Source organism: Streptomyces sp. NPDC059679 (assembly GCF_042734105.1).
Lineage (GTDB): Bacteria > Actinomycetota > Actinomycetes > Streptomycetales > Streptomycetaceae > Streptomyces.
The window spans coordinates 179699-192013 of sequence record NZ_JBHWES010000012.1 but is presented as its reverse complement, the minus strand read 5'-3'; the positions used below and the strand labels follow the sequence as shown (position 1 = coordinate 192013).

General features: G+C 69.2%; 8 protein-coding genes. 5 read left to right on the top strand and 3 right to left on the bottom strand.

The annotated features are described in order from the left end of the window. The 3 genes from ACFV2X_RS16560 to ACFV2X_RS16550 all read right to left on the bottom strand — a co-directional run. Positions 1-4268, bottom strand: a 4268-nt coding sequence (locus tag ACFV2X_RS16560; RefSeq protein ID WP_385616729.1) for an amino acid adenylation domain-containing protein, incomplete at its 3' end; no start/stop codon positions are given. After that, entirely contained in the window at positions 4252-5622 is a 1371-nt protein-coding gene (locus ACFV2X_RS16555) for a glutamate synthase-related protein (RefSeq protein ID WP_385616727.1), read from the bottom strand. The genes ACFV2X_RS16555 and ACFV2X_RS16560, both read right to left, overlap by 17 nt. Beyond that, on the bottom strand, positions 5619-6638 hold the full coding sequence (locus ACFV2X_RS16550) for an asparagine synthetase A (protein WP_385616725.1): 1020 nt from the start codon (positions 6636-6638) through the stop codon (positions 5619-5621). Before ACFV2X_RS16550 ends, ACFV2X_RS16555 begins: the two co-directional genes overlap by 4 nt. Before the next feature lie 244 nt (positions 6639-6882). Here ACFV2X_RS16550 and ACFV2X_RS16545 point away from each other — a divergent pair, with 244 nt between their 5' ends. The 5 genes from ACFV2X_RS16545 (at position 6883) to ACFV2X_RS16525 (ending at position 12308) form a co-directional block, all read left to right on the top strand. Beyond that, the gene (locus ACFV2X_RS16545) at positions 6883-8178 is read left to right on the top strand and encodes a condensation domain-containing protein (RefSeq protein ID WP_385616723.1); all 1296 of its coding nucleotides are present in this window, start codon (positions 6883-6885) and stop codon (positions 8176-8178) included. Positions 8179-8325: 147 nt separating this feature from the next. Then, positions 8326-9759 (top strand): hypothetical protein, encoded by a 1434-nt coding sequence (locus ACFV2X_RS16540; protein ID WP_385616721.1) that lies wholly within the window; start codon positions 8326-8328, stop codon positions 9757-9759. A gap of 35 nt (positions 9760-9794) precedes the next feature. Continuing rightward, on the top strand, positions 9795-11288 hold the full coding sequence (locus ACFV2X_RS16535; protein ID WP_385616719.1) for a class I adenylate-forming enzyme family protein: 1494 nt from the start codon (positions 9795-9797) through the stop codon (positions 11286-11288). A gap of 20 nt (positions 11289-11308) precedes the next feature. After that, on the top strand, positions 11309-11575 hold the full coding sequence (locus tag ACFV2X_RS16530; RefSeq protein WP_089505513.1) for a hypothetical protein: 267 nt from the start codon (positions 11309-11311) through the stop codon (positions 11573-11575). Beyond that, positions 11565-12308, top strand: a complete 744-nt coding sequence (locus ACFV2X_RS16525; RefSeq protein WP_385616717.1) for a dihydrodipicolinate reductase C-terminal domain-containing protein — start codon at positions 11565-11567, stop codon at positions 12306-12308. The genes ACFV2X_RS16530 and ACFV2X_RS16525 overlap by 11 nt, the downstream gene beginning before the upstream one ends. Positions 12309-12315: the final 7 nt, after the last annotated feature.

Below are 12315 nucleotides of genomic sequence, written 5' to 3'. Positions count from 1 at the left end.
GCGATATACAACTCGCCCACCACACCCGGCAGCACCGGCCGCAACCCCGCATCCAGCACGAACATCCGCGTATTCGCCACCGGACGACCGATCGGGGATGCCGCGTCGGAGCTGTCCCGCATCCACCAAGTGCTGGCGTACACCGTCGCCTCGGTGGGGCCGTAGGCGTTCATCAGCCGACGGGCCGACAGCGCCTTTCCGATGTGGGTCGCCACCGCCGCGGGCAGCCCCTCACCAGCGAGCACAACGGCCTCCGCCGTCACATCGACATCGGAGTGCGCGATGACACCGGCGAGTGCGGACGGGACGGCGCTGATCAAGCTGACGTGGCGATGTGCGTCGGAGCCACGGTCGGCGAGGTCCAGCAGGTCGCGCAGGATCTCGATGGTGCCGCCGCATATGAGTGGAGCAAACATCTCGATGACCGATACGTCGAAGTTGAACGACGTGGTGAGCAGCACATGCGCCAGACCCTCCGCACCGAACTCATTGACGGCCCAGCGCACGAAGTTGGTGGCATTGGCATGGGTGACGACAACGCCCTTGGGGCGGCCGGTGGAACCCGAGGTGTAGATGACGTAGGCAGAGTTGCCCTGCCTCAGCTCGCGCACACGGTGGGCGTCCGTCGGAGTCGTGGTCGACCGGTCCGCGAGGGCATCGGCGAAGGCCGCGTCGTCCAGAAGTTGGATCGACGCGGACGCTCCGCGTGGGAGAGCCGAGGCCGCGCCCCGTGTGGACAGGATCAATACCGGCCGGGTGTCTTCGAGGAGGTAGTCGATGCGGTCCTGCGGATAGGACGGGTCGATCGGCACATAGGCCGCCCCCGCCTTCAGTACAGCGAACACGGCTGCGATCGCCGGCTCGGTACGAGGCAGCGCGAGGGCGACGCGGTCCTCCGGACCCACGCCCAGCGAGATCAGATGATGAGCGAGTTGGTTGGCCCGCTCGTCGAGTTGGCGGTAGGTGAGTGTGTGGTTGTCGCTGATGACTGCGGTGTGTTCGGGGGTGCGGGCGGCCTGTTCCTCGAACAGCGCGGGCAGGGTGGCGGGCGGGTACGTGCGGGTCGTGTTGTTCCATGCTGCCAGCTGAGCCCGTTGCGCTGCGGGGTCGGCCAGCGGAAGGTCACTCAGGCAAAGCTCGGGTTGGGCGCTGGCAGTGTCCAGGAGCAGGGTGAAGGCCCGTGCCAGGCGGTTTGCGGTGGCCGGGTCGTAGAGGTCTGTCGCGTATTCGAGTACTCCGTGGATGCCGGTTGGACGGCCCTGTGGGTCGAAGGTTTCTTCCAGTTCGGCGAACAGGTCGAATTTCGCATTACGTATGGTGATGGGTTCTGGTGCTGTACGTATCGGGCCCAGCTCCAGCATGGGGCGTGCGTTGTTCTGGAGGACCAGCATGACCTGGAACAGCGGGTGCCGGCCCGCGGTCCGTGTCGGGTTCAGTTCTTCGACGACTCGCTCGAAGGGCACGTCCTGGTGTTCGTAGGCTGCCAGGTCCACCTCGCGTACGCGGTCCAGGAGCTCGGCGAATGTCGGGTTTCCGCTTGTGTCCGTCCGTAGGACCAGGGTGTTCACGAAGAACCCGACCAGGTCCTCCAGGGACTCATCGGTGCGGCCCGCGGTCACCGAGCCCACCGGCACGTCCGTCCCGGCCCCGATGCGGGTCAGCAGGGCCACCAGTGCCGTATGCAGCACCATGAACACGCTCGCGCCCCGCTCCCGGGCCATACGCTCCACCCGCATATGCACCTCGGCGTCGAGGGACAGCCCGACCGTGGCCCCCCGGAACGACCCCACCGCGGGCCGCGGACGGTCGGACGGCAGCGCCAGCTCCTCAGGAGCCCCCTCCAACACCTCTCGCCAGTAGCCAAGTTGGGTGTTGCTCATACTCGCCGAGTGATCCTGCGAGCCCAGCAGCTCCCGCTGCCACAACGTGTAATCCGCGTACTGCACCGGCAATGCCTCCCACACCGGAGGCTCGTCCGCCACCCTCGCTTGGTAGGCACGTCCGAGATCGCGTAGCAACGGCCCCACCGACCAGCCGTCACTGGCGATGTGGTGCAACAGCAGCAACAACACCCCTGTGCCCGACCCCGTCTCCCGGAACAGCCAGGCCCGCACCGGAACCTCCGCCGCGAGATCGAAGCAGTACCCCTCCGCCTGCCTCACCGCCCCCTCAAGCCCATCAGCCGCCACCTCCACCACCGACAGTCGGGCCACCGCCTGGCCGATCTCCTGATACGGCTCTCCCGCAAACACCGGATACCGGGTCCGCAGCACCTCGTGCCGCCAAGCCACGTCAGCCAGCGCGGCTCGCAGCGCGGCCTCGTCCACCGCGCCGTTCAGCCGCATCCGCAGCGGAGTGTTGTACGTCGAACTCGGGCCCTCCAACTCCCGCAGAAACCACATCCGCCGCTGCGCGAACGACAACGGCAACCGCTCGGGACGCACCCGCCCACCCACCACCGGACGCACACCCGAAACCCCCGCACCAACCGTGTCGGAGTCCATCAACAACGCCAGCTCAGCCACCGTCGGCGCGTTGAACAACGCACGAATGCCCAGCTCCACGCCCCGCCCGGCCCTAATGCGGCTGATCAAGCGGGCCGCCAGCAGAGAATGTCCGCCCAGATCGAAGAAGCTCTCCTCCGCCCCGACCCGAGCCGCTTCGACACCCAGCACCTCGCCGAACAACCCCGCCAGCCACATCTCCGTCGGTGTCGCAGCTCCCCGGCCCGACCCCGGCGCATACTCCGGCACCGGAAGCGCCCGCCGGTCCAGCTTCCCGTTCGGCGTCAACGGCATCCGCTCCAGCACCATGACCACCGACGGCACCATGAACTCCGGCAGTCGGGCCGCCAATGTGGCACGCACACTCGCCCCGTCGACCACCACTCCTGCCGCCGGCACCACATACCCCACCAGCCGCCGGTCCCCGGGCCGGTCCTCCCGCGCCACCACCGCGGCCTGGACCACTCCGGCGCAGGCCATCAACGCGGCCTCCACCTCGCCCGGCTCGATACGGAAGCCCCGCACCTTCACCTGATCATCGGCACGACCCACATATTCCAGCACCCCATCGGCCGACCAGCGCGCCAGATCCCCCGTCCGGTACATCCGCCCACCCGCGGGCCCCCACGGACACGCCACAAAACGCTCCGCCGACAGCCCGGCCCGCCCCAGATACCCCCGAGCCAGCCCGACTCCGGTCGCGTACAGCTCGCCGGTCTCGCCCTTCGCGACCGGCTGGAGTTCGGCGTCCAGGATCAGCACATGCTTGTTGGCGATTGGACGTCCGATGGGGAGCGAGGACGCCTGCGCGTCCTCCGGGGCCACCACATGGCAGGTGGTGAAGCCCATGCTCTCGGCCGGGCCGTAGCCGTTGACGATGCGCAGTCCGGGATATCTGCGGCCGATCTTGGTGACGTGCGCCACGGATGCCGCCTCGCCGCCGGTGAAGGCGATCCGTACGCCGTCGTACGCCTGCGGGTACTCGTCGACGAGGAAGTTGAAGAGGCTTGCGGACAGCTGGAGCATGGTGATCCCGTGCTCGGCCACGGCATCGGCGATGAGTGCGGGTTCCGCATCGGAGCTGGGCAGCAGGACACAGCGCGCGCCGAAGAGAAGCGCGCCCCACAGTTCGAGGGCGAAGGCGTCCCAGGAGATGGACGAACACTGGAGGAACACCTGCTCGGGACCGAAGTCCGCATAGTCCTGGCCGAGGTAGGTGCCGACGAGCGCCTGGTGTGAGGAGGCGATTGCCTTCGGGGTGCCGGTCGACCCCGAGGTGAACATCACGCAGGCCACATGTTCGGCCGACGCGGTTCGGCCCAGGTCTCCGTCCGGCTGCGCGTCGAGCGCTGCTCGTACGCCCGGGAGGTCGGCCAGGACGACCTCAGGTCCTACGGCGGGAGGGCCGGACACCAGCGGGGGCAGACCGGCGCGGCTGATCAGCAGCGCGGTCTCCGACGTGGCCAGCGCCGTACGCAGCCGCTCCTCGGGGAAACCGGGGTCCAGCAGGGTGTAGCCGCCGCCGGCCTTGAGGACGGCGAGCAGCGCCACGACCATCTCCAGCGAGCGCTCCAGGTGGATGCCGACCACCGCCCCAGGCCGCACCCCCGACCGCAGGAGGTGGCGGGCCAGGCGGTTGGCCCGGCGGTTGAGCTCCGCGTAGGAGAGGGTGTCGCCGCGGTGGATCAGAGCGATGGAGTCGGGCGTCGACCGCGCCTGTTCTTCGAAGAGTTCGTGCAGGGTCTGCTCAAACGGATTCGTCATGGAGGCTTCTCTGCTCGTCATGACCGGTACGAGCCGCCGGATCGGGCGTGGGCCAGACGTCCTCCCGCCCTACGGCCCGCGGGGTGTATTTCCCGAGCGCGCTGATCAGCAGCCGCAGTTCCAGGGCCAGGCAGGCCACGAACCGCTCCAGGCCGCTCTCGCTGTCCTCGTCGACCGCGAGCAGGGCGGCCCGGCCGAGGCCGACCGCTGTGGCGCCGAGCGCGATGGCCTTGACCGCTCGGGTGCCCTCCCATATACGGCCGCTGGCCAGCAGGTCCCCGGCGGGGGACCCGATGCGGCGCAGGCATTCGACCAGTGGCAGTCCGACACCGTCGAGGAAGGCCAGGGGCGCCCAGCCGGTGCCTCCCTCCGCGCCGTCGACGGTGACCGCGTCCGCGCCGGCCCGCCACGCCACCGTGGCGGCCTGCGCGACATCCCGGCCGGGGTGGAGCTTCACCCAGATCCGTGCCTGCGGATAGTTGTTGCGCAGCAGCCGGACCTGTTGGCGCAGGATCTCCTCGGTGAACGTGCCGGGGCTGCTGCTGCGCAGATACGACAGCGAGCCGCCCTCGGCATCCCCGCCCGTCGCGGTTTCCGCCACTCCGGGGCCGGCTGGCCCGGGGCCGAACACCGCGTCGAGCTCATAGTGGTCCCTGAGTTGTTCGGCGGTCGAGCGATCCACCACCGTCATCCCACCGAGACCGGGCTTCGCCCCCTGCCCGACCTTCAGCTCGAAGGCCAGTCTGCCGGTCTCGACCAGGGGCTGGGCGGCCGGGTCGCTGTAGACGAGGTTCCACACCTCGGCGTCGGCGTCCTCGGTGCACTGCTGTACGACGACGCCTCCGTACCCCTCCGGAACCTCCTGGAGGTAGGCGCTGATGCGGGCCAACAGCGATGCGCTGTCCGGGGTCTGCGCGAGTCGGCCGTAGCCGTTGACGGGGACGATGTTCTCGCCGATCACCATCGGCAGTCCCAGCCGGGCGGCCTGGCGGCTCAGCGGTACGCCCAGGTCGCCACTGGCCGCCCGGGTGGAGCCGAAGGCCGTGATGAACACCGGCAGCGGGGAGTGGAACCCTCCGATGGCGCTGTCGAGCGCGACGTCCTGGTAGACGGGCTCGCGGCCGAGCTCGACCAGCATCTCCAGGCGCTGTGGCATGAAGACGGGCGGTACGAGCCGCAGCGTGTCGAGGGCGTCGTGCCCTTGGCCGGCCGTCTGGCCTGTCGCCGTCTGGCCCGTCGCCCCGAACAGCCGTCGCCCGTACGACGCCCGTGGCGGGAAGGCTGCCTCGCGACCGATGCGGGCACGCTCGCGGATGGCCTCCTCGGGCAGCCCCGGAGCGCTCAGCCGCGTCATGGGGCCATCACCCCGGGCAGTTTCGGGAAGGCGCTGGCCTGCCACACCGAGTGCAGTCCGGCCGCATAGCGCGTCAGGCGCTGAGCGCCGAGGCCGAAACCGGCGCTCTGCGGAATGCCGCCCTCTTTGAACGTCTTGAGATACCACTCGTACTTCGCGGGATTCTCGCCGGTTTCCCGCATCCGTTCGATGACCCGGGTGTAGTCGCCCTCGCGTTCGCTGCCGCTGCACAGTTCGCCGTAGCCCTCGGGAGCCACCAGATCGAAGTTGCGGAGCCGGCCGGGGAGCGTACGGCTCTCACGGTCGGGGAAGCCGCGGGAGCCCTTGGGGTAGTCGGTGATGAAGAACGGGCGGGTGTGCTGTCGCGAGATCAGCGCCTCGCCCTCCCAGTCGATCTCCCCGTCGGGGTTCTGCTCATGGCCCAGCTTGTGCAGGGTCTCCACCACGTCCATGTGCCGGACACTGGGGAACGACTGCTCCAGGAGATCGGTGAAGGCCTCAGGATCGCGTCCCAACTCATCCAGTACATGGGGGAGTTGCTTGATGACGCGTTGCAGTGCGCCGCGTACGACGCCCTGGCAGATCTCCAGCATCTCCTCGCGCGAGGTGTCCGCCGCCTCGACGTCGATCTGGTGGAACTCGGTCAGGTGGCGCAGGGTCGAGGAGGTCGTGAACGGCTCCAGCCGGACACAGGGCGCGATGTAGAAGATCTTGGGGTGGGCCAGCAGGGCGGCTTGTTTATAGAAGATGACGCTGGTCATCAGCTTGTAGCGGCGACCGTAGTAGTCGATGTCGACCTGTTTTGCGCCGCGGCAGCCGGGGTCGGTGACCGGGCCGACGACCGGCGGCAGCAGCTCGACGAAGCCTTCGTCGCACAGGTATTCCCGGGCGCCCTGGAGCAGGGCGCTCTGGATGAGCAGCATGTTCCTGGTGGTGGCGGAGGTGAGGTGTTCATGCGGCTGCGGAGGCACGAAGGCCTGTTCCTGTCCGGCCGTGGGCGACGGGTCGAGGGGCATGTTCATTCCTTTGCGGACGTGGCGGACTGGGTTGGCTGGACGGGCAGCGATTCCCGTTGCGACGCCGGGCAGTCGAACCTTCTCTGCTCCCACTGAGGATCCTCGTGGCCAATTACGCGATAGGGACAGCAATTTCAAGAAAGTACCGGCAGCACCGCGCGGCCAAGGGGCAGTTGCAGGGGAAGATTGACCGGCAGATTCAACACCCTTGACCGGCTGGATCACACCGCCTAGGGTCACCTCCATGCCTTTTTCCGGCCCGCTTTCCTATGGGCAGATCTCACTGTGGCGCGACATCCAGAGACTTCCTCGATCCCGTTGGCACGAGGTCAACATTTCGGCGGTCTGGGAATTGCCCGAGGGGACCGGTCCGGCAGCAGTCAAGGATGCCTTGAAGGCGCTGGCTCACCATCATCCTTCCCTGCGTACGACATACGACCTCAGCGATCCCGGAAATCCCGTGCAGCTGGTTCATGAACCGGATTCACTGTCCGGTCTCAATGTGTCGGAAGAGGCCGCGGACGATGTACAGGAGACCGCTCGCCGCATGGCGGCCGAGCCCTTCGACCTGACCCGTGAGTTCGGCTGGCGGGGCCGCGTCATCATGCGCTCCGGAGCGGCAACGCATCTCGTATTCACGCACCATCACCTGGCGGCGGACAACTGGTCCCAGGGGATCCTCAGGGAGGAATTCCAAAAGGCCCTGGCCGATTCCGGATCCCTGTCCGACCGGGCGGATTCCTATAGCTTGATCACCATGGCCGAGGAGCAGCGGGGCGATGCTTTCAAGGCCCGGCGCACCGCGGCCGAACGGCACTGGGAGAAGGTCCTCACCGCCTCGGCCGAGCTCCCGGAGCCCCGCTCCGCCTCGGACGAACGCCCATCTCATGTGCTGCAGGCCGCCGTTCGGTCGACTGCCGCGCAGACGGCGGCCCAGCAGCTGGCGGACCGGCTCTCCCTCCCCAAGGCGTCCGTGCTTCTGACCGCCTACTCAAGGGCGGTGGCCCGGGTGTGCGGGCTGCCGTCGGTGCCGGTTCGGCTCCAGTCGTCGAATCGCGGCAACGCCCGTTGGGGAAGCTATGTGACCTCGATGAACCAATGGGCCGCCGGCTGTCTGGACGCCGACCCGGGGGCCGGCTTCGGGGAGCTCGCGCAGGCCGTCAACAAAGCCGCGTTCCTGGCTTACCGTATGGGCATTTACGATCCCGATTCGATCCGCCTCATCAAGCAGCGATTCCCCTCCGCCAGTGTCGACCCCGAACCGGTGTGGGCATTCAACTACATGGTCCGCCCGGCGGTCGGAGCGGCGGACGCGGAGGAAAGTGATGTGCCGGTGGTGAAGTGGGACCAGCAGGTCTCCGCGATCGGCCCCAAATTCCACACCCGCTTCATCGAAGACGGTTCAGCGGCACTGACCATCTGGCTCCGGGGCAGGCAGGTGAGCAAGGAACTGGTGTCGGAATTGCTGCTGGGAATTCATGAGGTGCTGGTGTCGGAGGCGCGCGGGCTGCGGAACAGGCCACGGACCGGGGAACGGTAGCCCCGAGGAGCCGGCGAAGCTGCCCTCGAATCTGCCGATGAAACTGCCGATCGGAGATAGGCCCCTCAAGTAGCTTGCTGAGCGACAACATATCACCCTCTCCCGCATATACCGGTTCACTGCAATGAATGGCATCGAGGTCCCTCAGTGAGTTCTGCTGCGTTCAACTCGGATACCTGCGCCGTGCCCGACGAGCGGTTACTGGCTGCCTGGCTGGATATGACGGAACTCCCTCCCGTCCCACGGCTCGAGGTGGAGGAACCGCGGAGCCAGGGACTGCGGCAGGCGGTGCGGGTGGTGACCGACGCGCTTCTCGGCCGGCCCGCGCAGGAGGGGCGCCAGGTGCCGTCGGCCGGGGCCATCTATCCGTACGACGTCCTGGTGCTGGTGGACGAGGGTGACCGCCCGGGGGACTCGCCGGGGCCCGCGCTGTTCTGGCTGGACCTGCTGCGCCGTACCTGTGTGCGTCTGGGCGGACCGGCCACGCGCCTGGGGCGGCTGCTGCGGCCGGCGCGGCTGCCGGACGGCGGGGAGCCGGTGGCGCATGTCATCCTCCTGGCCCGGCCCTGGCTGTCGATGCGCAAGTACGGCTCGCGCGGCTATCTCTACACGCAGCTGGACGCGGGACACGCGGCCACGAACCTGCTCGGCACCGCGCTCCAGGACGGTCCGGCCGTGCTGCGGCTGCACGGCCCTCGCGCCGAGATCCGGGCCACGGTCGCACCCTGGCTGCCCCACCGCGAGGTGCACTCCATCGTCACGATCGGCCGGCCGCACACATTTGGCGAGAGCGGTGACTGGGCGACGTTCCGGATGGCGGGGGACGACGACCCCGCGGGCACCGGCCAACTGGAGGGAGTGTGCTGGTCGGGGCTTTCTGAGGCGGTGTACGACAGCTCGCAGCCGTTCGCCGCGTCCGCACGGCTGCACACCGCCGCCCCCGTGGCCACCGGGCTGCGCCCTTCGGCCTCCGACGGCATCCCGCTCGCCCAGTGGCGTGAGGCATCCCGGCGCCGGCAGTCCTGTAAGCGGTTCTCCGGGGAGACACCCGAACCGCATGGGCTTCTGCGCACGCTGGGGGCACTGGACACCCCGCTCCCGGCCGATCTGGCCGAAGCCACGCCGGATCGGGGGGTGCGCGCGACGCTTCTGCTGCACGACGGGACCACGGCAAAGGCGTGCTCGGAGGCCCTGCGCGGCTGCCGCATCGGCGTGACCGTGCCGGACCGCTTCCGCGATCTGGACCTGTTGGTCCGCTCCTGCATGGGCCAGGCCAACGCGCGGGTCGCGGCCGGGTTCGTGCTGTTCCACATCCCCCGCGACGAGCTCTTCTCCGGTGGCCCGCGCGATCTGCGCGACGCCGTGTTCCGCGCCTCGTGCGGCGCGCATCTGCTCTGTCTCGGCGCCGGGCAGAACTCCGTGGCCATCACCACCATCGGCGGCTACGACCCCGATCTGTGGCGCGAGTTCGCCGGGCTTGCGGCCTGGGACGAGCCCTTGTACCTGCTGGCGCTCGGCGTCGACCAGGCCGGCTCGATCAAACACGACCGCGCCCAAGTCGCCTACGCGCACGGCGAATAGGCCACCCAATCGGACCACGGACTCGGAGGAACGACATGCCCGGGGTGCTGAACCAGGTCTACACCGACCTCCTGACACAGCACGCGGACCGACTCGCCGTCGCCGACACACAACGTCGGCTGACCTACGCCGAACTCGACGCGGCAGCCGCGGAGTTCCGCACCGAGTTCGACGGCTGGTGGAGCGAGGCGGTGGCACCAGGTGAGGCACGTCCCCGCGTCGTCATCCTCGCCGCCAACTCGGCCTCGTACGTCGTCGCCTACGTGGGCCTGCTGCGCGCCGGCGCCCTGCCCTTCCTGCTCGACCCCGCCCTGGCCCCGGAGGAGGTCCGTGCCGTCGTCGCCGGCTGCGGCATCGACGCGGTCGTCCACGACCGCCCCCTCTACCCGGGAATCGAACCGTCCGGCTCCCTCACCTCCGGCGGCTACGCGCTCACCCGTACGGCCCCGGGCGCGGGGGAGCCGATGGCCGATCGCCCCGAGCCGCTGGCCTCGACGGAGGTGTGCCGCTTCACCTCCGGCTCGACCGGGTCGCCCAGCTGCATCGAATTCTCCGGTACGGCGGTGCACAACGCGGCCCTGTCCTGGCGCGACGCGACCGGTCTCGGCGCCGACGACCGCATTCTGTGCTTCGCCGGGCTCTTCAACGGGCTGGCGTTCAACACCTCGCTGCTGGCCGCCTTCCTCGCGGGCGCGGCGCTGTGGCTGCCGTCCGGTCTGCCCACCTCGGGACAGGTGATCCGCTTCCTGCGGGAGATACGGCCGACCCGGCTCACCGGCTTCCCCGCCCTGTACGAGTCCCTGCTGCGCCGCCCGGAGCCCATCTCCGAACTCGCCGAGCTGAAGGTCGCCCTCTCGTCGGCGGCGCCGCTCAAGCCCACGACGGCGGAGGAGCTGCGTACCCGGCACGGCCTCGCGGTGTGCAACTACTACGGTGTCGCCGAGACAGGTCCGCTGACCTTCGACCCCTTCCCGGCCCCGGACCACGGTCAGGGCCGGCCCCTGCCCGGAGTCGAGTTCGTCTTCGGGGACTTCGGCGACGGCACCGGCACAACCGGCGAGATCCGGGTGCGCAGCACATCCATGGGGTCGCGCTATCTGAACGCGCCCGGCGCCTTCGAGGCACGACTGGACCGGGACGGCTTCTACGCCACCCACGACCTGGGCAGCCTGCGGGACGGCCGACTCCACCTCTCGGGCCGGGCCGGGGCCCGGCTGAACATCGGCGGGCGCAAGATCGACTCGGTGGAGGTGCGCCGCGTACTGCTCGCGTCCGGTGCCACGGAGGCGGTGGTCTTCGCCGTGGACAAGCGCAATGGCGATCCGATGCTCGCCGCCGTCGTCAGCGGCCCCGAGGGGCTGACCGAGGACGCGCTGCGCGCCCGGTGCCTGGAACGGCTCGCTTCGTACAAGGTGCCCGAGCGTGTCGTCGTCGTGCCCGAGATCCCGACGACGGGCGTCGGCAAGCCGCGGATGAGCGCGGCGCGCGAGCTGTTCCACAAGGCCACCGATTCCGCTTTCACTTCCTGACTTCCTGAGGGAGATCACCCATGCCCGACGACCAGACCCTCGCCCGCCGCGTCGCCCAACTGGTGGAGGAGGCCAGCGAGGGCACGCTCAGCCCGGATTCCGCGCTCGCCGACGGCAAGACGCTGGCCGAGAAGGGGCTCTCCTCGCTGTCGTATCTGCGGTTGATCGACTCGATCGAGACCGAGTTCGGCATCTACGTCGATCTGGAGGGCGACACCACCTTTATGCAGACGATCCCCGGGATCGTGGAGTACATGGCCGCTGAAGGGGTCGCAGGTGCCGCCTGACCAGCGGAGCGCGCCCGGGCCGGGGCTTCGGATCGGCGTGGTCGGCGCGACCGGCCGGCTCGGCTCACGGATCGTGGCCGAATGCGCCCTGCGCGACGTCCCGGTCGTGATGACCGCGCACAGCGGCGCGTGGACGGCCGAGCAGCCGCCGACCGTGGTGATCGACGCGTCGCGGGGCGAGGTGCTTCCGCGTACGGCCGCGTACTGCTGGGAGACGGGCTCGTCGCTCATCGCCTGCGCCTCCGACATCGGCCCCGACGGCGACCCCCTGTTGGCGGAGCTCGCCGGATCGGTGACCGTGGTCCGCGCGGTCAACCTGTCGCTCGGCCACTGGCTCCAGGACCATCTGTTGGGCGTCGCGGGACGGCTCCTCCGTGCGTCGGCCATGCCGCTGCCATGCGTAAGCCTCCTGGAGCGGCACACCCGCGCCAAACGGGACCGCCCCAGCGCGTCGGCGCGCTCCTTGGCCGCCACCTGGGAGGCGCACGCGGGTGGGGCGGCCGTGGACGAGGTGGCATCCTTCCGTGCCGGCCATCCGGTCAGCGAACACGCGGTGCAACTCGACTTCGCACACGAGTCGTTGAGGCTGCACCACGACGTACGAGACCTGTCGGCGGCGGCACCTGGCGCGCTCGCCGTCGCCTCCTGGGCCCATGGCGCCCCTGCCGGTCTGGTCACGGTCAAGCAGGTCTACGACCGACTGTTCTTCGCACCGTCCTTCGCAGAAACGTGAGACATAC